Raw genomic sequence first — 23,478 nt, 5'->3', positions numbered from 1 at the left:
TTTAAATGCTATGATATTATCTAATGTCTTTGACAATTTTGCCATCTATTGAAACGACTTTAATTTTATTTGGGTCTCTTAATACTTTGATGTCTTCTAAAGGATTTTGATCTAGTATAATGAAGTCTGCTTTCTTGCCGACTTCAATTGTACCTAAGTCGTCGTCATAACCTAAACATTCAGCAGCTGTCTTAGTAGACGAAACAATAGCTTCCATTTCTGTCATGCCGTGTTCAACCATAAGCTCTAATTCTCTTAAATTAGTTCCATGTTTGAATACACCTGCATCTGTACCCATTGCTATTTTTACACCAGCTTGATGTGCTTTCTTAAAGCTATCAATATGGTCTTGCATGACTTGTTTAGATTTCTTAATAGAATTTTCACTCATACCTAATTCTTCAGCGAACTCTATAACGGAAAGTGGTGCGAGTAATGTAGGTACGAGGTACATTTCTTTTTCTTTCATTAATTGAACAGCTTCATCATCTAAATATATACCATGCTCAATTGAGTGAATGCCTGCTTCTATACATTGTTTAACACCTTGCAACCCTTGAGCATGTGCCATAACTTTTCGATTATTTCTAAATTGCGCTTCTTCTACAATGACTTTTAATTCTTCTAATGAGAATTGCGTATAATCTGGATGGTCAGTTGCACTTGTTACACCACCTGTTGCATGTACTTTTAATACATCAGCACCAGCTCTTAACATTTCGCGTGCTTTTTTACGGACTTCATTCACACCATCACATATACCACTCGGTAAACCAGGATAGCCATCTTGCAAAATAGGGAGTTGTATACCGGATTTAGTATAACTGTCCCCATGACCACCTGTAATGGTTAATGCGTTGACACTTATTTGTAAACGCGGTCCGAGTATTAAACCATCATTCACAGCTTCTTTTAAACCTAAATCTGCTCCTAAAGCATCTCGAACGGTTGTAACACCTGCATCAACTGTTCGTTTTAAATGATTAATTGCTTTGTAGAAGTTATATGAAAAAGGTGTAGATAATCTTCTTTCTAAAGGTTCCATTTCCAACATAACATGTACATGACTATCGATTATACCTGGTAATAGATATTGACCATTTCCTTCTATTATATTGTCGCCATTTAAATTACTACCAATTTCAGAAATGACATGATTTTCAACTTTTATATCAATACCTCGTTGAATGTCTTTTCCAGTACCGTCTATTAAATTGATGTTTTTTATAATCATATCTATGTCCTCCTCAATTACTTAATAAAGTTCATTAATATAGATGTTAAAATAACAGATGCAACTGTAACTGTTGTAAACCCACCAATAATCATCGGGCTTAATAACTCATTAAATACATCTTCTCTGTCTTCCTCATTATCAGTAACAGATCGACTGACTTCTTCACATAAAATAAAATCACCCGGGAAACCATATAATGCGGTTAAAGCAACTGGCAATGCTTTAGTTGGTTTCCAACCAATTAATTTAGCACCGATAAATCCGCCAATTAAAATACCAATTGTACCTATAACAAGAATAGATAAAATAGCAGGTAAGAATTCCCATAAATCATGTGGTTTAATGCCGCCCATAGAACCGATAACGATTAAAATGATAATAACCATCATAATTGTGAATGATTGATTACGTTCCAGTTCTTTTTGTTCAAACAATCCAATTTTCAATCCGATAACACCAAATAATAAACTGACTAGTGTGAAATGAATGCCTGTTACTTCACCAATCATGAAGGCAATACTTGCTAAGAAGAACATAATAAAGAGTCTGATAACATTGTTTTGAAGTAACGGATTCTTATTAAATATCGTTTCTTTCTTAGGTTCATTTTTGTTAGAAATATTAGCGACATTTTTGTCTGTATGTCTATTTGCTAAGTAATATTTTGAATAGCTCTTCATAAGGATAGAACTTAATGGCATACCAATAACGCCTTGAAGTGCTTGCACGATAGCGGGTAAAACAATGAGATTGGCTAATCCTAAATCTTGAAGCTTTTCGACTGTGATGAGCAGCGCGACGATACCTCCAGCAATAGGTCCAACACCTGAAGCAGCAGTACGAAAATCAAATAGGAGTGTAACGAAGACTAATATTAAGGTTGTAGAACCCAATATACCTAATATTGATATAACAACTGCTTTCCATTGTGATTTAAGTATATGAAGCGGCATCATTGTACCCATATGCATGATAACAGGTGCAATAATAAGCGCGCCTAGCGAAGGTAAAATGGCATTATCTAATATCTTTTCAGGTAAGACGCCTGCCCAAGATAAAAGCAAGTAACTGACCATTGCTGTTAATAGCATTGGTACACGAGCCTTTGTAAGATAAGAAATAATTTCCCCGAGAACGATTAATGCGAATAGTATTGTTGCTGAAATAAGCGGTTCACTAACCATTAGCATTCCCTCCTTTTTAAAGTTAATAGTCAAACTTTAGCATATCTAAATCAAGAAGTTAATAGTATTTTCTAAAAATTTAGAATATATAGATAAATATTACACTATTAATTGCATTCAATATATAACAAGAATTTAAATATTATTCTATGGTATATTACATTTATTCAATAAAAAACAGTAAACATGTCATATGACGATGTTTACTGTTTTTAAAATTTATTCATTTGAAGTAGAATGCTTGCGACGATTTATATAATAAACAACAAGCAATAGTACAATCCATAAAGGTGAGTACATTAATGCTGTACGTGTATCATTTGCAAAGAACAAAATAACTAATACAAATACAAAGAATATTAATGCAAGATATGATCCAATCACACCGAATGGATTTTTGAATTTAGATTTTTCGTGTAAAGATTTGTCTTCTTTTCTAAATTTGATATAACAAATTAAAATGATAGACCAAATAAAAATAAAGAATATCGTAGCTAATGTCGTAACGAGTGTAAATACGTCATCTGGTATAAAATAATTTAATATCGCAGCGAAGAATAATACAACACCTGAGAATATCAATGCTGGATAAGGTACACCACGTTTATTTGTCTTGCTTAACCCTTCAGGCGCATGACCCGTTTGACCTAAACCATAAACCATACGACTATTACTGAATAATCCACTGTTTGCAGCACTTGCAGCTGAAGTTAACACAACAAAGTTAACAATACCTGCAGCAGCTGGAATACCAGCTAATACAAATAAATTAACAAAAGGACTTTCAGCAGGATCAATTTTATTCCATGGTGTAATACTCATAATGATTAATAAACTTAATACATAGAAAATTAAAATACGAATACCGATAGAATTAACCGCTTTAGGTAAATTCTTTTCAGGGTCTTTCGTCTCACGAGCTGTAACACCTACAAGTTCAATTCCTACAAAGCTAAATACCGCCATTTGGAATGCCAGTAAGAAGCCCATAGTACCATTTGGGAAGAAACCATTATGGCTATATAAATTATGAAATCCAGATTGAATACCAGTGCTAGATTTAAAGCCATTAAATATCATCCATAAACCAATAACAATTAATAATATAATGGCGATAATTTTAATGAGTGCAAACCAAAATTCGACCTCACCAAATAATTTAACAGTCATAAGATTTAAACCTAATAGAATAACAACTGTTGCAATTGCAGAAACATATGCAGGAACATCAGGATACCAAAACTGAATATACTTAGCCACAGCCGTAATATCCGCTATTCCCGTTGCAACCCAACAAAACCAATACGTCCATCCAGTTAAAAATCCGAATAAAGGACCTAAATAATGTTCAGCAATATCAATGAAAGAATTGTAGTTACTATTTGAAAGTAATAATTCCCCTAAAGCTCTCATCATAATAAATAAGAAAAAACCAATAATAATATAAACTAATAAAATAGATGGACCCGCTAGTGAAATACTCTTACCAGCCCCAAGAAAAAGACCGGTACCAATCGCGCCACCAATAGCAATTAACTGAATATGCCGATTTGACATACTTCTTTGTAACTCATGATTTTCCATTTTTAATTCGCTCTCCTTAAACACAATAAAACATATGTAAACAATAAGATTTATAAAACAATATAAAAAGCATTATACTACGATTATTTGTATTTTGCATATTAATATAAATAAATGTTTCTGTTCCACTAGTAGAGGAAAATGATTATATCGATATGTAAGCGCAACCAAAATATAATGAAAATATATTCGAAAGGGGAAATCAAGATGAAAAATATTTTATTAGCATGTTCAGCGGGAATGTCTACAAGTTTATTAGTAAATAAGATGGAAGAAGCAGCAGAGGCGGATGGGATTAAAGTGAATATCAAAGCAATGTCTAGTGATAACGCATTTCATTCTTTAGAAGAGTATGATGTGTTATTAATTGGACCACAAATGAGATTTATGAAGAAAAAATTTATGAAAGCAGCTGAAGAAAAAGGTCTAGAATTACCAATTGAAACAATTGATTCTGTAAGTTATGGCAGAATTGACGGAGAAGGCGTTCTTAAGCAGGCATTAAAATTATTAGGGGAATAGGTGATAAAAATGCAAAGCACTTTTATGGATAAGTTAGAAGATGTTTTACTGCCCATTGCAGATAAGTTAAATAATAATAAGTATTTAGCCTCTTTACGTGATGGCTTTATGATTGCACTACCTTTAATTATATTTGGTTCTATATTTGTTGTAATTGCTAATTTTCCATTTTTAGATAAATTACTTTCTGAAAGTCAATATACAGCTTGGCAAAATGCAGTGGGTCCAGCATCAGCAGCGACATTATCAATAATGGGTCTTTTTGTAATATTGGGAATAGGATATAAGTTAACTGAGCGAAATGGGTTAGAAGGAATATATGGTGCTGTAACTGCATTAAGTGCAGTACTTATTTTAACACCTCAAGTTGTAGGTAAAACTGAAGGCGTTATTCCTACAGAAATATTAGGTGCTAAAGGTATGTTTTTAGGAATTATTGTTTCTATAATTACTTCAGAGTTGTATAGCTATTTTACAAAGAAGGAAATAACAATAAAAATGCCTAAAGGTGTACCTGACCAAGTATCTAAATCATTTAGTGCACTGTTACCAGTAGCATTTACTTTAACTATATTTTTGGTAATAAGAATCTTAATTGCCTTAACACCTTTTAATACATTACAAGATTTAATCTATACAATTGTTCAAGAACCTTTAACTGCCTTAGGTAAAGGACTTCCTGCAACAATTATTGCGGTTTTATTTATTCAGATATTTTGGTTCTTCGGATTGCACGGCCAGATTATTGTGAACACTGTATTTGATCCAATATGGTATTCATTAAATAATGAAAATTTTGAGGCATTCCAAAAAGGAATTGAGTTACCTAATATCATTACAAAGCAATTTATAGATACATTCTTAGTTGGTATGGGAGGAACAGGTGGAACGATAGCGGTCGTAATTGCAATTTACTTAATTTGTAGAAGTAAACAAAATAAAGAAATTGCTAAATTAGGAACACCAGCATCCATTTTTAATGTGAATGAACCGATTCTATTTGGTTTACCTATCATAATGAACCCTTTAGTTATAATTCCTTGGATTATATCACCAGTGATTGTAACTATTGTGAGTTATTCAGCTATGTATACAGGTATAGTTCCGAAACCTTCTGGCGTTATCGTACCTTGGACTACTCCAATATTTATAAGTGGATATTTAGCAACTGGTAATGCATGGCAAGGTGCAGCATTACAACTTGTAAATCTAATTATTACATTTATTATTTGGTGGCCATTTTTAAAATTATTAGATAAAAACTATTTAAAGCAAGAAATAGAAAAATAGTATAAGGACGGAGGAATATACAATGGCAACCTCAATTAATGAGATAGCTTTTCAAATTATTTTATATGGAGGAAATGGGCGTTCATGTGCAATGGAGGCTATACAATGTGCAAAAGAAAGAAATTTTGAAGAAGCAACAAGTCTTATTAAAGAAGCGGAACAAGAAATTAATAAAGCTCATAAATTTCAAACTGAATTGTTACAAAATGAAGCGCAAGGAACAGAAAGTGAATTGAATTTGTTATTAATACATTCTCAAGATCATTTAATGAATGCAATTACTGTAAAGGATTTAGCGAATGAAATGATAGATCTATATAAGGAGATGAAATCATGACTCAATATAAATTTCCAAAAGACTTTTGGTGGGGAAGTGCAGCTAGTGCAACACAAACGGAAGGTACAAAAACAATAAATGATCAAACTATTTGGGATAAATGGTTTGAAGAAGAACCAAATCGATTTTTTGAAAATGTTGGTCCTAATAAAACGTCAGATTTTTATAATAAATTTGATGAAGATATTAAGTTAATGAAGGAAACAGGACATAATTCATTTAGATTATCTATATCTTGGACCCGTTTAATAAATCAAAGTAGTAATAAAATTAATGAAGATGCAGTTCAATTTTATAATAAAGTTATAGATAGCTTAATTGAAAATAATATTGAACCTTTTGTGAATTTATATCACTTTGATATGCCATATGAAAAGCAAAAACAAGGTGGTTTTGAATCACTTGAAGTTGTAGAAGGATATGTAGATTACTCGAGAAAGTGCTTTGAGTTATTTGCCGATCGAGTTAAGTATTGGTTTACATTTAATGAACCAATAGTACCAGTTGAAGGAGGATATTTATATAATTTCCATTATCCAAATATTGTAGATGCTAAAAGAGGATTTCAGGTTGCGTATAATACTATCCTTGCTAATGCTAAAGTAATTAAAGAATATAAGGAATCAGGATATGATGGGAAAATTGGGATTATCCTAAATTTAACACCATCTTACCCAAGAAGTAAAAACGAAGCAGATGTAAAAGCCGCAGAAATTGCAGATTTATTTTTTAATAGAAGTTTTTTAGATCCTGTAACAAAAGGCTACTATCCAGAGCAATTAGTAGATATTATAAAACATCATGATCTATTACCAACTTTTACACAAGATGACCTTGAAATTATAAAAAATTATACAGTAGATTTATTAGGCGTGAATTATTATCAACCTAGACGTGTAAAAGCTAGAGAAACTTTACCAAATCCTAATTCTCCATTCTTCCCGGAATATTACTTTGAAAATTATGAAATGCCAGGTAGAAAGATGAATCCATATCGTGGTTGGGAAATTTACCCTAAAGGGATTTATGATATTATGACTAATTTGAAGGATAATTACAGTAATATTGAAAGTTTTATTTCAGAAAATGGTATGGGTGTTGAAAATGAATCGAGATTTATCGAAAATGGTAAAATAAATGATACCTATAGAATAGATTTTGTGAAATCACATTTAATATGGTTGAATAAAGCTATAGTAGAAGGTGCAAATTGTAGAGGATATCATATGTGGACTTTTATGGATAATTGGTCTTGGATGAATGCATATAAAAATAGATATGGTTTTGTTTCTATTGACCTTGAAACAATGGAAAGAACAATTAAAGAAAGTGGAAGATGGTTTAAAGAAGTTTCTTCAAGTAATGGTTTTACAGATTAATCTGAAATATATACAGAACTACTAGGAGAGAGCGTGATGGAAACCAGACACCTCAATATAGTAAAGATATTGTATCAACATCAGCACGAATATATGAATAGTATATCCATAGCCAAACTTTTAGGGTGTTCGTCTAAAACTATTCGAGAAAACATAAAGGTTATCAATGAAACGAGTAAAGAAAATGGGTTCGTAATCTTTATAAAAAAATCGAAAGGCTATCAATTAAATATTACTGATGAGGGTAAGTTTAATTATTTTTTAAATGAGCGTTTTTTGAAAGATGAAAACTTAAATTTCAATAATCAAGATAGCAGAATTAGATTTATCATGAAAAAATTACTTCTTGATAATCATTATACAAAATTAGAATCTCTGAGTGAAAGCTTGTTTGTCAGTGTGGGAACTTTAAAGAATGATATGATTGAAATGAAGAGAATTTTAGCTCGTTATGAAATAGAAGTAGTCAGTAGACCAAATTATGGAATGAAGTTAATTGGTAAAGAATTTCAGATAAGATATGCAATAGCAGAGTTTCTATTGAATAATCAGCACTTAAACATTGGATTTACTGAAGATGATATTTCCAGTGTAAAGTCATATCTTGTGAAGTTACTTAGAAAATACCAAATTGAGATACCTGAAGTTAAACTTGATAATCTTGTAACACACATTAACATTGCGATAGTTCGAATCAAAAATCAACTGATGGTTGAACAGCAATTCCAAATTGATGATCTTCCATTAACAAATGAATTGAGTCAATTTTTTGATGAACTTATACTGTTTGTTGAAAAAAGATTTGATTTGACATTGCCTATAAAAGAAAAAGATTATTTATATATCCATTTTGTTACTACTGGAATTATGAATGAAGGTAATATGATACAAAAAAATAATGTTATTGATAGTATGATTACACATATGTTAGATCATATAAAACTTATTTTTTATTTAGACCTAATTACGGATAATACACTTAAGAAAAATTTATATTTACATTTGAGTACATCAATAAATAGATATAAATACAAGATGAATATTAGAAATCCAATGTTAAATGAAATCAAAAAAAATTACCCCTTCGCATTTGATATTGCTTTAGTGGCTAGTAAAATGATTGAAAAAGACTTGAAAGTGCAAATTTCAGAAAGTGAAGTTGGTTATTTAGCATTGCACTTTGAAATGGCTCTCAATAGAATTGAAAATGAAAAAGAAAAGTTAAAGGTTATACTAGTTTGTAACTCTGGATTAACGAGTTCTCAATTAATTAAATATAAGTTAATCCAAAATTTTGGTAATCAAATTCAAATTACTGAAATTATAGAATTATACAATATTCATAGAGCTCAACTTGAGCATTCAGATTTAATAATTTCAACAGTACCAATAAATGATGATGTCAGTTTACCAATACTTTATGTTAACCCTATTATGTCACAGCTAGACTCAGACAAAATTCAACGTTATATAGATTTAAAAGATTCTCGACACTCAGAAGAACTAATAGAAATTATTGAATTAAATAAAAAAATAAACAGTAAAGATGAGTTGTTGGAATACTTAGGTAAACAACTTAAAAATAAGAATTTAATTCACAATAATTTTATCGATAGTGTAAAAGAAAGAGAATATCATGCTTCTACAGCTTATGGTAACCTAGTAGCTATTCCACATCCACTAATGCCTTTAGCTAAACAAACTTTTATTTATATAATAACGATGGATAAACCAATTGCTTGGGAAGATAAAGAAGTACAAATTATTTTTTGTTTAGGATTGAAAAAGAATACTACGATTAATTTAGAAAAAGTGTATCAAAATCTTGCTGAAATAATAAATGATTATTCTAAAGTATTAAAACTATTAGAGGCAGATTCTAAAGAATCTTTTAAAAAAATATTTTCACCTTAAATATAAGAGTAAAGTTATATTACATACCTTGTAATGTAACTTTACTCATTTTTTGGACTTATAATTATTTGATATAGAATAAGAATAACTTAAACAAAGGAGGAGATTTCTTATGTTAACAAGTATTTTACAACCAATCGTAGATTTGATTACAGCTTTAGGTCTTTAATTTGAATTTGATTTATTTTTATATGCAAACAAAGGGGTCAGTACATAGTGCTGTAAGTACTAAATAAGCCACCAATTCGTATTTTGCGAATTGGTGGCTTTTCTATTTAGTAACAATAATTGACCAATATGGTCGATAGCGTTATGATGTAGTCGACCAAACTGGTCTAATATGTTTTGGAAGGTGTATATGATGAATGATGCATTCTATAATTTAGATGAAGAAAAGCGTCAAAAAATAATCAATTCAGGGCTGATGGAGTTCTCTAATTATGGCTATCAACAAAGTTCTACGAATCGTATTGTTGAAAATGCTGGTATTGGTAAAGGGATGCTTTTTTATTACTTTATAAATAAAAAAGGATTATTTAAATTTCTTGTGGATTATTCATTAGATTTCATTGAGGAATATTATTTTAAACAGATTGATACTTCTGAGAAGGATGTTTTTAATAGATTAGTTAAACAAGCGAAGATTAAATCTAATTTAATGACGATTCATCCTCATATGTCGAAGTTTTTAACGAAAATTGTTCTGGAGGAATCTGAACATCATTATATATCTGAAGAACAAGACCAACATATTAAACAATTACAAAGTAAAGTTCAAAATGCACTATTTGAAGATTTAGATAAGGATCTTTTTAAAAATAATTTAAATGTTGAAATGTCTATCAATATTATAAAGTACTCGATTGACGGTTTAGCAGAATCTATGAAGACACGAATAACACATCAAATGATCGAGCAGAATGATTATCAAAGATTTTATGATGAATTCGATTTATATATAAAGGAAATGCGTAAAATCTTCTATAAGGATCGTGATTAATATGACATTGTTAAAAGTAAATAATATTACGAAGACGTTTGGTAAATTTAAAGCTTTAAACGGTGTGAATTTCACTGTTGAAGAAGGAGAAATATTTGGGTTTATCGGTCCAAATGGTTCTGGGAAATCTACGACCATTAAAGCAATTTTAGGCATGCTTAAACCAGATTCAGGTACTATTGAGGCATTTGATAAAGATGCTTGGAAAGATGCAGTTCGAATTCATAAACAAATTGCCTATGTTCCAGGTGATGTTAATTTGTGGCCAAACTTAACAGGTGGAGAAGTGATAGATTTATTCTTGAAATTAAGTGGGACTCGAAATGATGAAAAAAGAGATGAACTAATTAAAAAATTTGATTTAGATCCGACTAAAAAATGTGGGTCATATTCTAAAGGTAATAGACAGAAAGTTGCACTTATCGCTGCATTTACAACAGATGCACAACTTCTTATATTAGATGAACCGACATCTGGATTGGATCCTTTAATGGAACAAGTATTCCAAGCATGTGTATTAGAAAAGAAAAAAGAGGGCAAAAGTGTTCTATTATCGAGTCATATATTAAGTGAAGTAGAAAAATTATGTGACAGAGTCGGCATTATTAGAAAAGGTGAAATCGTAGAAATGGGAACGTTGGATGATTTGAGACATTTAACAAGAATGCATTTCGTCGTTCAGTCTAAAGAAGCTCTAACAGATTTAGACGAACAAGATGGTGTACATGATATTTCTAAAGAAGGAGAGATATATCATTTTCAAGTGGATTCAGAGAAGGTTTCTAATATTATTAAATATTTAAGTCAATTTGAGTTACTGAAATTAGAAAGTATGCCACCTACTTTAGAAGATTTATTTATGAGACATTATGGTGTGAATATTGAAAGAGGTGAGTAATATGAATAATCTCTTTAACGATGTTGGACAATTAACGTTATTTTACCTTAAGACACATAAATGGAAAATGCTGTTTTGGATTTTAGGTATCGTCGTTTTAACAGTTATCATACCACCAACATTTAAAAGTATGTATCCACACCAATCAGATATGCAACCAATTGTTGAAACTTCTAAAAATCCTGCAATGGAAGCAATGTTAGGACCAGGACAATTTGAACATGTATCAGTTGGCGTTTTATTTACGCACGAGATGTTGCTATTTACAAGTATTCTCGGTGCAATAATGAGTATTTTACTTGTTTCAAAGAGTACTAGAGGAGATGAATCTGCAGGTCGTATTGAAATGATTCGAGCATTGCCAGTTGGAAAAGTATCGCCACTCATAAGTGCACTTATTGAGATGATAATTGTGAATATCATGATAACCATTTTGATTATGAATATATTACCTTTAATGAATATTAATAGTGTGGATTGGCAAGGTTCAATTGTTTATGCAGTTTCATTAGGATCAATTGGGATTCTATTTGGTATGATGACAGCTATATTTTCACAGTTAACTGAAACAAGTAGTAGTGTTACTGGCTATAGCATTACAGTATTGCTCTTAAGCTATTTAGTGAGAGCTGTTGGTGACGTCATAAATGAAGATATTTCTATGGTTTCACCTCTAGGATGGATTACAAGAACGTTTGCTTATTCTGAAAATAATTGGTGGCCAATCGTCATAACTTTAATAACGGCTATTATTTTCTTAATGATAGCGATGATACTTTATTTTAGAAGGGATATAGAGTCTGGCTTACTGCCTTCTAAACCAGGTAAAAGAACAGCACATAAAATATGGTTATCTCCACTAGGTTTACAACTTAAATTGTATAAAGTAGGGCTTATTTCCTGGGCAATAGGGATGTTTGTATTTGGCGCTTCATATGGATCAATATTTGGTGAGTTAGATGATTTTATTAAAGATAACGAAATGTTGCAGCAAATGGTATCTGGCAAAAGTGATCATTATATAGAAGCATTCTTACCGACTTTAATGATTATAATGGCTATAGTATCAACAATACCTGCGCTGATAAGCTTATACAAAATAAAAAACGAAATAGATACTCATCGTATAGAACTTATAATGTCTCGACCTATTTCAAGAATTAAGTTGTTGAGTAGCTATTTAGTTGTTTCATTATTTAATGCTATCTTTATGATTTTTATAGCTGCATTCGGTTTGTATGTTGCCCAAACATCTGTGTTACATGATCCATTTAGTTTTTGGACAATTATAAAGTCAGGAATTGTACATATACCTGCCATTATATCTTTCGTAGCACTCGGTGTTGTACTTTTAGGATGGTTTAATAAAGGACACTTTATCGTTTATTTATATTTAACTTATACATTTTTCGTCGTTTACTTAGGACAATTGTTAAATATTAAAGACTGGTTAAAAGATATAACGCCATTTCATCATATTCCTGAAATACCTGTTGAAGATATGAATTATTCGGGTATAAGTATATTAATCATCTTATCTGTCGTGCTTATCATAATTGGATTTATAGGGTTTAAACGAAAAGACATTTCATAAAGGGAGCTGTGTTCGGATGACAAATTTGCCGAAAATAGGGAAACCAGCAACAAATGCTTTGAACAAGATCAATATTACGACGTTAGAACAGGTTGCTCAATTAGATGAACATAATTTGGCGAAACTTCATGGTATGGGACCAAAAGCTATAAGTATTTTGAAAGAAGCATTTTCAGAACAAGGGTTAGCATTTAGTCAATTAGATGATGATTTAAAGAATGTGAAATTCACAGTACTAGGAGATTTAAAATGTGATAATGCACCAAAAAGAAGAATTATCAGAGATATTGTGATTGCTTCACTCGTTGGTGATGAAAAGTATCTCAATGAATGGCTAACAGATGATTTAGTATGGAAAGTACCAGGTTCTTTTGAATTAAAGGGTAGAAAAGCATTTTTAGATGAAATTAACGAGCACTTGCAAAAAGTATCCAGCCTCGAAATTAAATCAATGCTTACGCACGGTAAAGAAGCTTCTACGCACGGCACAATCATATTGAATTCTGGTGAGGAAATTCATTTTGCTGAAATGTATGAATTTGAAAATCATAAAAAGGATGCTAAAGTGAAAGAGATTACGTCACATATCATCATGAAACCTTAAATTTATGAAAAATCCAATACCAGTATTTATGAAAATGTGATAAATTATAGAGGTTATGATAAACTTTCGGAGGTTGAAAGATGGAAGCAACATTACCAAATTGCCCTAAATGTGATTCAGAATATACTTACGAGGATGGACAACTTTATATTTGTCCTATGTGTAATCATGAATGGCCTATAAATGATGAAGATGCATCAAATGAAGAAAACACTGTTATTAAAGATGTAAATGGTGTTGAATTAAATGACGGAGATACTGTAACGGTCGTTAAAGATTTAAAAGTAAAAGGATCATCTAATTCTATTAAACAAGGTACTAAAGTTAAAGGTATCAAATTAGTGGACCCAGAAGATGGTCACGACATTGATTGTAAAATACCTGGTTTTGGACAAATAGGATTGAAGTCATCAGTTGTTAAAAAAGTGAATAAATAAGCTTTTAAGAGTCTGAACATGAAAATTGTTGCAGGCTCTTAATTTTTAATAGGTTGAAAAATATATAGAAGGGATGTGTATTATTTTTAATTTAAAATAATTAATTGATTATTTTAAGTTTTTGAAATATTAATTCGTTATATACATCAAATGTTTTTTGTGGTAAATATGTAATAGAGATTACGTTTTCAACAATTATATAAGGGGAGAAAAATATGAAGGCTTATATGCAAAAATTTGCTCAGTCTCTAATGCTACCTATTTCGATTTTACCGGTAGCTGGGTTACTTTTAGGTATCGCATCTTTTATTGATTCAGGTGCAATTAACGGGGAAGGAAATAGCATTGCAAACTTTTTAGCAAATGGTGGTTTAGCAGTTATTAATAATTTACCAATACTATTTGCAGTAGGTTTAGCATTCGGTATGTCTAAAGATAAAAATGGTGCAGCAGCACTTAGTGGGCTTGTATCATTTTTAGTGGTTACACAAGTACTAAAGCCAGAAGCAATGGCGAAAGTATTGCATATTGCTGAGGATAAAGTTGATATCGCATTTACTGGTATTAGTAATGTGTTTATCGGGATTATTTGTGGTTTAGTTACAGCAGCAATTTACAATAGATTTAAAGATACGAAATTACCAACAGCGTTTGCTTTCTTTAGTGGTAAACGTCTTGTGCCGATATTATCAGCAGCGGCAATGTTAGTCATTTCTATCGCACTTATGTTTATTTGGCCGCCAGTATATAACGGCTTAGTGTCATTTGGTGAAATGATTTCTAAACTTGGACCTCTTGGTGCCGGGTTATATGGATTCTTTAACCGTTTATTATTACCATTTGGATTGCATCACGCATTAAACCAAGTATTCTGGTTTGATATTGCGGGTATTAATGATATTGCAAACTTCTGGTCTAGTAAAGGTGAAGCGGGTATAACAGGTCGTTACCAAGCAGGATTATTCCCAATTATGATGTTTGGTTTGCCAGCTGCAGCATTAGCGATTTGGAAAAATGCTGAGAAGCGTAATAGAAAAGTAGTAGGTTCTTTAATGGTTACAGCAGCGATTGCTTCATTCGTAACTGGGATTACAGAACCATTAGAATTCTCATTCTTAGTAGCAGCACCAATGTTATTTGGTATTCACGCGTTATTAACGGGTATTTCATTATTTATAGCAGCAACATTCCATTGGACTGCAGGATTTACATTTAGTGCAGGATTAATAGATTATTTATTAAGTTTAAGTATTCCAATTGCTAATAAACCATTAATGTTACTCGTACTTGGTTTAATTATGGGTGTCGTATACTTTGTCGTATTTGATTTTGCGATTCGTACATTTAACCTTAAGACACCAGGTAGAGATGGCTTAATGGAAGAAGCGGCGAAGCAAGATCCTAGTCTTGAAGAAGATGAAGCAGGTACTTCAACAAACAATAGCGGTGTGAAAGTATCTAATAAGACAAAGCTTATATATGAAGCAATTGGTGGTAATGATAATATAGAAGTTATCGATCACTGTGCAACAAGACTACGTCTAACATTAAAAGATACAAGTGTTGTTGATCAAGATAAAATCAAACAATCTGGCGCATTAGGAAACAAAGTGATTAGTGATAAAAATATCCAAATTATTATTGGAACTGATGTACAATTTACAGCAGATGAACTCATGCAAATGCAACAAAATCAAGGTCAGTAATTGAATATATCAATAGTTAAACAGTAGACATTCATTTTATAATTTGAATGCCTACTGTTTTTTTATCTTTAATTTTATTAATAATAACAATTTTGAACAAATATGAACAAAAAATAATGGTAAATGTGTGATTTTTTACTTTTATAGTAGTAATATGAAACTATTGAATGATAAAGGGGGACGATTCAATGGGTATAAAAAAAGCGATTTTGTTAGGTGCAGGTGATCGAGGGGGAAGAGTTTATGCGAATTTGATAAAGTCTTTGCCTCATAAAATTAAATTAATTGGGGTAGCGGAACCTGTTAAAGAAAGAAGAGAGGGCATAAGTAGTCATCATAGTTTAGATGAACAATATGTACAAGCGTCTTGGAAAGCATTATTGGACTTAAAGCCAGAAGCTGATATAGCAATCATATGTACACAAGATAAAGCGCATTTTGAACCGACTATGAAAGCATTAGATTTAGGATATCACGTGTTGCTTGAAAAACCGATGTCTCCTAGTCCTGAAGAGTGTATTAGAATGGTAGAAAAGGCGAAAGAAATGGATAGAACATTAACGATTTGTCACGTATTAAGATATACACCATTCTGGAGTAGGATAAAATCTATCGTTCAAAATGGAGATATTGGTCAGATTGCATCTATTCAACTTAATGAAAATGTAGAATATATGCATATGTCACATAGTTTTGTAAGAGGTAATTGGAAAAGTAAAGAACAATCAAGTCCGATGATATTAGCTAAATCTTGCCATGACATGGATATTATCAGTTATATCATGGATCAAGATTGTAAAAGAATCAATTCCTTTGGTTCATTGATGTATTTTAATGAAGCAAACAAACCAGAAGGCGCACCATTAAGATGTCTAGACGGATGCCCAGTAGAAAATGAATGTCCATTTCATGCTGGAAGGTATTATTTAGGTATCGGTAGAGGATGGGCGATGAAATTTACAGAAGAAAATTCTAACGAAGCGATCATAGAAAGATTGAATCATACGGATTATGGGAAATGTGTCTTCCAATCAGATAATGACGTAGTAGATCATCAAGTTGTGAATATGGAATTTGAAAATGGCGCAACAGCCACATTTAGTATGAGCGCATTTACAAGAGAACAAACAAGAATTGTTCAAATAATGGGAACTAAAGGTGAAATAAGAGGAAATATGGAAACAAATGAAATAAGCATATTTGACTTTTTAACAAGAGAAGAAAAAATCGTCAAATTCCCAGAAGTGAGCAGTGGACATGGTGGAGGAGACGAAGGTATTATAAATGACTTTATAGATGCAATTAATAGCTCTGATCAAAATGTATCTAAATCCATAGCAAGTAAATCCTTAATCAGTCACTTAATGGCATTTGCAGCAGAAGAATCAAGACTTAACCACGGCCAATCCATAAATATAGACGAATTCTATAATGAAATAGCCTTAACATCATAATATAAGATAAATAAAGACTTGATACCATTAGAAAATAGCAGTATCACGTCTTTTTTTCATGCGTAAAAAGTAGTGCTAACGATCAAGAGTCGAAAACAAGATAGTTAGAAATTCTAACGTCCAAGAAACCGAAACAAGATCGTTAGCGCACGAATCAACACATGTTAAATTTATTAACTAAAATAATACCTTAATATCATTTTCATCACAGAATTGTTGTATTTCTTCTGGGAGTATTTTATTTGTAATTATTTTGTCTACGTCACTTAGATTGCAGTATGTTAGTAATGTTGAATGTCCTATCTTACTATTATCAGCTAACACATATGTTTGCCGTGCTTTTTTTGTTATAAGTTGTTTGATTAAGTTTTCTTCCATCTCTGAGTTAGTTAGACCATTTGGAATATTGACACCAGTAGCTGCCATAAAGCATTTATTGATATTAAATTTATTCAATAAAATATTAGAATCTATACCTATAAATGATCGAGTACGTGGTTTGTATTTCTCGCCAATTATAAATAAAGTTACATTTTCAAATTGTGAAGCTTTATTCATGATATCAAGACTGTTTGTAATAATTGTAAATGATAATTTTTTGTCGACATAATCTAATACATGTATTGTTGTTGTTCCTGTATCAATATAAATAATATCGTTAGTTTCGATATGTGCAGCTGCTAATTTACCAATGTGTTTTTTTGATTGATAATTCTCCACATTCCTTTTTTGATAATCAACTGCTTTATATTCATCTTCGATAACTTCAATCCCACCATAAACTTTTTTAACTACATTCATATCTACTAAAAGATTGATATCACGCCTTATTGTATTTACAGATACATTAAATATATCCTTCAATTCATCAATTGAAGCCGTTTTGTTTTTTTTTATGAAAGATTCTATTTCATAAATTCGTTTAGATTTCATATACGATTCCCCCATTTCTTACAATATACCCAAAATTTACTTATATAACAACTATAAAAAAAATAAGTTACTCAAAAGTTGACATATTATACTCATTATTATAATATTATCTCAATAAGTAACCAATAGTTAATCAATATATACTCATTTTTTTAAAAGATTATGAAAGCGGTTACTTTAATATTTATAACTGGAGGATATGTAAATGGTAGAAATCTTAAAGAATTACGTTAACGGACAATGGCAAGCGTCAAAAAGTAAGGAAACAATAGATGTATACAATCCAGCTACTAAAGAAGTGATTGCTAAAGTACCTGTTTCAACAAGAGAAGAATTAGATGAAGCGGCAAAAATTGCACATGAAGCGTTTCAAGAATGGAAAGAAGTTGCTGTGCCTAAACGTGCTCGACTTTTATTCAAACTTCAACAATTATTAACAGACAATAGAGAAGTATTAGCTGAAATTATTACGAAAGAAAATGGTAAGAATACGACAGAAGCTTTAGGAGAAGTACAAAGAGGTATTGAGAATGTTGAATTTGCTGCAGGGACACCATCTTTAATGATGGGTGACTCACTTTCAAGTATCGCAACAAATATAGAAGGAACAAGTTATAGATATCCAGTTGGTGTTGTAGGCGGTATTACACCATTTAACTTCCCAATGATGGTGCCTTGCTGGATGTTCCCAATGGCAATCTCATTAGGTAATACATTTGTGATTAAACCTTCTGAAAAGACACCATTACTTGTTAATAAACTTGCAGAGTTAATTGAAGAAGCAGGTTTCCCTAAAGGTGTATTCAATGTTGTACATGGTGCACATGATGTTGTGAATGGTATTTGTGAAAATGAACATATTAAAGCTGTATCGTTCGTTGGTTCTAAACCAGTAGGTGAATATGTTTATAAAAAAGCGACTGAAAACTTAAAACGTGCGCAATGTTTAACAGGTGCTAAAAACCATACAATCATTTTAAATGATGCAAATATTGATGGCGCCGTTAAAGATGTAATTGGTGCAGCATTTGGATCAGCAGGTGAACGTTGTATGGCAGCAGCAGTAGTAGCTGTTCAAGAAGGCGTTTATGACGAATTTAAAGAAAAGCTTGTACAAGCTTCTAAGGATATCGTTATCGGAAATGGCTTAGAAGATAATGTTTTCTTAGGTCCAGTCATTAGAGAAGAAAATGTTGAACGTACATTAAATTACGTTGATCAAGGTGTCGAAGAAGGTGCCAAACTTGTATTAGATGGTAGAGAAGACAACAACAAAGATGGTTTCTTCGTAAAACCGACTATTTTCGAAGATGTTACAACTGATATGAAACTATGGCAAGATGAAATATTCGCACCGGTGTTATCACTTGTTAAAGTAAAAGATTTAAAAGAAGGCATTCAATTAGCGAATCAATCTGAATTTGCGAACGGTGCATGTTTATTTACAGACAGCGCATCATCCATTAGATACTTCAGAGAGTATATTGATGCAGGTATGTTAGGTATTAATTTAGGTGTACCAGCACCAATGGCAATCTTCCCATTCTCTGGATGGAAATCATCATTCTATGGTTCATTACATGCGAACGGTAAAGATAGTATTGATTTCTATACACACCGTAAGGTAGTAACTGCTAGACATGGTAATCCACAATTTTAAGGAGTGAAAAATAGAGATGGCTCGATTATTAAATAAACCTGTACATCATCCATTAAGTGATGATGTACAAGTGATACATGATTTGAAACCTGAAGATATTGATTTAGCTTATATCGGATTTAAAGTGTTAGACATAAAATCACAAGGTACTTACACAGAATCAACGGATGATTTTGAATTATGTATTGTCGCTTTAACTGGCAACATCGATGTGTCAGATGGAGAAAATTCTTATGAAGATTTAGGAACAAGAGAATCTGTATTTGAAAAAATACCAACAGACAGTATCTATATTTCTAAAAATCATGAAGTGACAATTAAAGCGAATAAAGATTCAAGAGTTGTGCTTTGTTATTCGCCAGCAGATGAAGAAAGAGCAACACAATTAATCCCAGCATCTGAGAACTCAGTAGAAGATAGAGGTAAATATTCAAATAAACGACATGTTCATAATATTTTACCTGATACACATACAGCGAGTGAAAAATTACTTGTCGTTGAAGTGTATACAGATCAAGGTAATTGGTCGAGCTATCCACCACATAAACATGACGTTGATAACTTACCAAATGAATCATTACTTGAAGAAACTTACTATCATGAAATGAATCCGAGTAAAGGTTTCGTCTTTCAACGTGTGTTTACAGACGACCTTTCAATAGATGAAACGATGACAGTAGAGAATAGTGATGTTGTTGTAGTGCCTAAAGGCTATCATCCAGTAGCTGTACCTGATGGTTACGATGGTTATTATTTAAATGTTATGGCAGGACCTAAAAAAGTTTGGAAATTTTATAACCAACCAGATCATGAATGGATTATTGATAGAGAATAAGGGGTGTACGTGAATGTCTAATAAAAAACAAATTATAGCAATAGGTCGTGCGGCAATAGATTTGAACTCAATAGAAATTAATAGACCAATGGAAGAAACAGAATCATTTCGCAAATATGTCGGTGGTTCACCAGCTAATATCATGATTGGTACGGCTAAGTTAGGTTTAGATGTGGGTATGATTGCCAATGTATCAGATGATCAACATGGTAGATTCATTACGAATTACTTTGAAGAAGTAGGCGTTGATACTTCTCAAATACATGTAGATGAAGATGGACATAAAATCGGCTTAACGTTTACAGAAATTAAAAGTCCGAGCGAGTCTAGCATATTAATGTATAGAGAAGAAGTAGCAGATCTATATTTAGCACCTGAACATGTAGATGAATCATACGTTAAAAATTCAGAATATTTGCTTATTTCAGGAACTGCATTAGCTAAATCTCCATCAAGAGAGGCAGTATTAAAAGCACTGTTACTAGCAAAAAAACATAATGTACAAGTAATCTTTGAGTTGGATTATAGACCTTATAGTTGGAAAGACGAAGAAGAAACTTCTATTTATTATGAGTTAGTCGCAGAACAAGCTGATGTCGTCATTGGAACACGTGATGAATTTGATATGGTCGAAAGATATAAAGCATTATCAGACAAAGAAATTAGTGAACTATTATTTAAAGCTAATCCACATTTAGTTGTCATTAAACACGGTGTGCAAGGTTCAAATGCATTTGATAAAGAAGGCAATACTTATGAAGGTAAAGCATTTAAAGCGAATGTCGTTAAAACATTTGGTGCAGGAGATTCATATGCAGCCGCATTTATTTATGCATTAGTTAAAGGTAAATCAGTTGAAGAAGCATTAAAATATGGTGCAGCTTCAGCAGCGATTGTTGTAAGTAGTCATAGTTCATCTGAAGCGATGCCTACAGTTGATAAAATAGAAAATTTAATTAAAGAACAATCTTAAGGTGGTATTAAACATGGTTAATACAGTGAAGTTAACAACTGGAGAAGCAATTGTTAGATTTTTGACTAAACAATATATTTCTATTGATGGAAAAGAGACAAGATTTGTTGAAGCTGTCATGAATATTTTTGGTCATGGTAATGTGCTTGGTTTAGGAGAAGGTCTATCAAATTATCAGAATGAATTAAAAATAATACAAGGTAAAAATGAACAAGGTATGGCGCATACAGCGATTGGCTTTAGTAAACAAAGTTTACGAAAAAAAGTATTTGCAGTGACAACATCTGTCGGTCCAGGTGCTGCTAACCTTGTAACGGCTGCAGGTACAGCGGCAGCAAATCATATACCAGTATTATTACTACCAGGAGATACATTTGCGACTCGTCAACCAGATCCAGTATTACAACAGATTGAAAATCCTCAAAGTATTGGTATTACTACAAATGATGCGTTAAAACCAATTTCGAGATATTTTGATCGCATAACAAGACCCGAGCAAATCATGTCAGCCTTAATTCGTGCATTTGAGGTCATGACAAATCCTCAAACAGCGGGTCCTGTGACATTAGCATTGAGTCAAGATGTTCAAGGAGAGTCATATGATTTCCCAGAATCATTTTTTGAAAAGCGTGTACATTATGTTGATAGACAACAACCTTCGAACAGATCAATAGATGTAGCAGTCGAACTATTGAAGACAGCTAAAAAACCACTATTAATTGTTGGTGGTGGTGCTAAGTATTCGGAAGCTCAAGATTCTATAAAATCATTTATAGAAAAAAAGAATATTCCTATTGCAGAAACTCAAGCAGGTAAATCGACAATAGAAGCCTCTCATCCACTGAATCTTGGTGGTCTTGGCGTTACAGGAAATTTAGCAGCCAATTTATATGCAAAAGAAGCTGATGTCATTATTGGTATTGGAACAAGGTATTCAGACTTTACAACAAGCTCAAAGACAGTAGCTAACTTTGATAATGTGAAATTTATAAACATTAATGTTAATAGAGTTGATGCTTATAAATTAGATGCGATACAAGTAGTTGGAGACGCAAAAATATCAATTAGTTTATTGGATAAAGCATTAAGTGAATGTCAATTTAATACATTAGATGAAGTGAAAAATTTAAAGAATCGATGGTCTGAAGAAAGAGAAAGATTATCTCATGTAGATATTAATAAAAATGATTTTGAAGCTGAAATATCAGGTCATTTTAGTAAAGAAAAACTTAATCAATATATTGAAGCATTAGAAACGGAATTACCTCAGACAAATGCAGTGATTAAAGTTAATGAAACAATTGATGATGATGCGATTATTGTAGCTGCAGCGGGTTCATTGCCAGGAGACTTAGAAAGATTGTGGGAGACCGACATATTTAATACTTACAATATGGAATATGGTTATTCTACGATGGGTTACGAAATTGCAGCTGCACTTGGTGCGAAAATAGCAAACCCCGAAAAAGAAGTATATGCATTAGTTGGTGATGGAAGTTTCTTAATGTTGCACACTGAATTGCTAACAGCATTGCAATATAACTATAAAATCAACATTGTATTATTTGATAACAGTGGATTTGGTTGTATCAATAATTTACAGATGGGTAATGGTAGTGAAAGTTTCTGTACTGAATTTAATGATTATAACGGTGAAGTCATGAATGTAGATTATAAGAAAATTGCAGAAGGATATGGTGCAGTTTCTTACAAAGTTAATAGTCTTCAAGCGTTAGAAGATGCAATTAAAGATGCTAAAAAAGAAACAAAATCAACATTAATAGAAATAAAGACTTTACCTAAAACGATGACTGATGGATATGAATCATTCTGGAATGTTGGTGTATCCGAACATAGTGAAAAACCAGATATAAATACATCCTATCAAGAAAAGGTTCAAGCTTTGAAGAAAGCAAAACAATATTAAAGAGGAGATT

At 31.8% G+C, this 23,478-nt stretch carries 20 protein-coding genes; 16 read left to right on the top strand and 4 right to left on the bottom strand.

Annotated features, from left to right (window positions below):
* Positions 1–16: 16 nt before the first annotated feature.
* From ACJTHF_RS10080 to ACJTHF_RS10070, 3 genes are all read right to left on the bottom strand, one after another.
* Positions 17–1,234 carry a metal-dependent hydrolase family protein gene (locus ACJTHF_RS10080; RefSeq protein ID WP_058590807.1) on the bottom strand — a complete coding sequence of 406 codons (1,218 nt, stop codon included), beginning with the start codon at positions 1,232–1,234 and terminating at the stop codon, positions 17–19.
* Between the two features lie 17 nt (positions 1,235–1,251).
* On the bottom strand, positions 1,252–2,421 hold the full coding sequence (locus tag ACJTHF_RS10075; RefSeq protein ID WP_058590806.1) for a hypothetical protein: 1,170 nt from the start codon (positions 2,419–2,421) through the stop codon (positions 1,252–1,254).
* A 219-nt stretch (positions 2,422–2,640) separates the two neighbouring features.
* Complete coding sequence (locus ACJTHF_RS10070; protein WP_058590805.1) at positions 2,641–4,005, bottom strand: amino acid permease; 1,365 nt, start codon at positions 4,003–4,005, stop codon at positions 2,641–2,643.
* Between the two features lie 207 nt (positions 4,006–4,212).
* Here ACJTHF_RS10070 and ACJTHF_RS10065 point away from each other — a divergent pair, with 207 nt between their 5' ends.
* From ACJTHF_RS10065 to ACJTHF_RS10010, 12 genes are all read left to right on the top strand, one after another.
* Positions 4,213–4,527 carry a PTS sugar transporter subunit IIB gene (locus ACJTHF_RS10065; protein WP_232156789.1) on the top strand — a complete coding sequence of 105 codons (315 nt, stop codon included), beginning with the start codon at positions 4,213–4,215 and terminating at the stop codon, positions 4,525–4,527.
* Between the two features lie 9 nt (positions 4,528–4,536).
* Positions 4,537–5,817 carry a PTS cellobiose transporter subunit IIC gene (celB, locus tag ACJTHF_RS10060; RefSeq protein ID WP_048541576.1) on the top strand — a complete coding sequence of 427 codons (1,281 nt, stop codon included), beginning with the start codon at positions 4,537–4,539 and terminating at the stop codon, positions 5,815–5,817.
* A 22-nt stretch (positions 5,818–5,839) separates the two neighbouring features.
* Complete coding sequence (locus ACJTHF_RS10055) at positions 5,840–6,154, top strand: PTS lactose/cellobiose transporter subunit IIA (RefSeq protein ID WP_058590804.1); 315 nt, start codon at positions 5,840–5,842, stop codon at positions 6,152–6,154.
* Complete coding sequence (locus ACJTHF_RS10050; RefSeq protein WP_232156787.1) at positions 6,151–7,533, top strand: glycoside hydrolase family 1 protein; 1,383 nt, start codon at positions 6,151–6,153, stop codon at positions 7,531–7,533. The genes ACJTHF_RS10055 and ACJTHF_RS10050 overlap by 4 nt, the downstream gene beginning before the upstream one ends.
* A 36-nt stretch (positions 7,534–7,569) precedes the next feature.
* Positions 7,570–9,447 carry a BglG family transcription antiterminator gene (locus ACJTHF_RS10045; protein WP_058590802.1) on the top strand — a complete coding sequence of 626 codons (1,878 nt, stop codon included), beginning with the start codon at positions 7,570–7,572 and terminating at the stop codon, positions 9,445–9,447.
* A gap of 358 nt (positions 9,448–9,805) precedes the next feature.
* Positions 9,806–10,447, top strand: coding sequence for a TetR/AcrR family transcriptional regulator (locus ACJTHF_RS10040; RefSeq protein WP_158258786.1), 642 nt, complete (start codon positions 9,806–9,808; stop codon positions 10,445–10,447).
* 1 nt (position 10,448) lies between these two features.
* Positions 10,449–11,345 carry an ABC transporter ATP-binding protein gene (locus ACJTHF_RS10035; protein WP_119469550.1) on the top strand — a complete coding sequence of 299 codons (897 nt, stop codon included), beginning with the start codon at positions 10,449–10,451 and terminating at the stop codon, positions 11,343–11,345.
* Position 11,346: 1 nt separating this feature from the next.
* The gene (locus ACJTHF_RS10030) at positions 11,347–12,939 is read left to right on the top strand and encodes an ABC transporter permease (protein ID WP_232156785.1); all 1,593 of its coding nucleotides are present in this window, start codon (positions 11,347–11,349) and stop codon (positions 12,937–12,939) included.
* A gap of 16 nt (positions 12,940–12,955) precedes the next feature.
* Positions 12,956–13,543 carry a DNA-binding protein gene (locus tag ACJTHF_RS10025; protein WP_232156775.1) on the top strand — a complete coding sequence of 196 codons (588 nt, stop codon included), beginning with the start codon at positions 12,956–12,958 and terminating at the stop codon, positions 13,541–13,543.
* An 80-nt stretch (positions 13,544–13,623) separates the two neighbouring features.
* Positions 13,624–13,980: a zinc ribbon domain-containing protein YjdM gene (locus tag ACJTHF_RS10020; RefSeq protein WP_058590797.1), complete on the top strand. Its 357-nt coding sequence runs from the start codon at positions 13,624–13,626 to the stop codon at positions 13,978–13,980.
* 215 nt (positions 13,981–14,195) lie between these two features.
* Complete coding sequence (gene nagE / locus ACJTHF_RS10015; RefSeq protein WP_106417671.1) at positions 14,196–15,686, top strand: N-acetylglucosamine-specific PTS transporter subunit IIBC; 1,491 nt, start codon at positions 14,196–14,198, stop codon at positions 15,684–15,686.
* A 188-nt stretch (positions 15,687–15,874) separates the two neighbouring features.
* Positions 15,875–17,140 carry a Gfo/Idh/MocA family protein gene (locus ACJTHF_RS10010; RefSeq protein ID WP_153653633.1) on the top strand — a complete coding sequence of 422 codons (1,266 nt, stop codon included), beginning with the start codon at positions 15,875–15,877 and terminating at the stop codon, positions 17,138–17,140.
* Positions 17,141–17,317: 177 nt separating this feature from the next.
* Here the strand turns inward: ACJTHF_RS10010 and ACJTHF_RS10005 are convergent, their stop codons facing one another.
* The gene (locus tag ACJTHF_RS10005; RefSeq protein WP_158259724.1) at positions 17,318–18,073 is read right to left on the bottom strand and encodes a DeoR/GlpR family DNA-binding transcription regulator; all 756 of its coding nucleotides are present in this window, start codon (positions 18,071–18,073) and stop codon (positions 17,318–17,320) included.
* Positions 18,074–18,278: 205 nt separating this feature from the next.
* Here ACJTHF_RS10005 and ACJTHF_RS10000 point away from each other — a divergent pair, with 205 nt between their 5' ends.
* The 4 genes from ACJTHF_RS10000 to iolD are packed head-to-tail and all read left to right on the top strand — an operon-like array spanning position 18,279 to position 23,468.
* Complete coding sequence (locus ACJTHF_RS10000; protein WP_048541601.1) at positions 18,279–19,733, top strand: CoA-acylating methylmalonate-semialdehyde dehydrogenase; 1,455 nt, start codon at positions 18,279–18,281, stop codon at positions 19,731–19,733.
* Positions 19,734–19,749: 16 nt separating this feature from the next.
* On the top strand, positions 19,750–20,568 hold the full coding sequence (gene iolB, locus ACJTHF_RS09995) for a 5-deoxy-glucuronate isomerase (RefSeq protein WP_106417258.1): 819 nt from the start codon (positions 19,750–19,752) through the stop codon (positions 20,566–20,568).
* Between the two features lie 13 nt (positions 20,569–20,581).
* The gene (gene iolC, locus ACJTHF_RS09990) at positions 20,582–21,541 is read left to right on the top strand and encodes a 5-dehydro-2-deoxygluconokinase (protein WP_084755318.1); all 960 of its coding nucleotides are present in this window, start codon (positions 20,582–20,584) and stop codon (positions 21,539–21,541) included.
* 13 nt (positions 21,542–21,554) lie between these two features.
* Positions 21,555–23,468, top strand: a complete 1,914-nt coding sequence (gene iolD, locus ACJTHF_RS09985) for a 3D-(3,5/4)-trihydroxycyclohexane-1,2-dione acylhydrolase (decyclizing) (protein WP_153653638.1) — start codon at positions 21,555–21,557, stop codon at positions 23,466–23,468.
* Positions 23,469–23,478 lie beyond the last annotated feature (10 nt).

The organism is Mammaliicoccus sp. RAM2 (assembly GCF_045897195.1).
Lineage (GTDB): Bacteria > Bacillota > Bacilli > Staphylococcales > Staphylococcaceae > Mammaliicoccus > Mammaliicoccus sciuri.
Note: the sequence above shows the minus strand (reverse complement) of the source record. Positions and strands in the feature narration are given on the sequence as shown.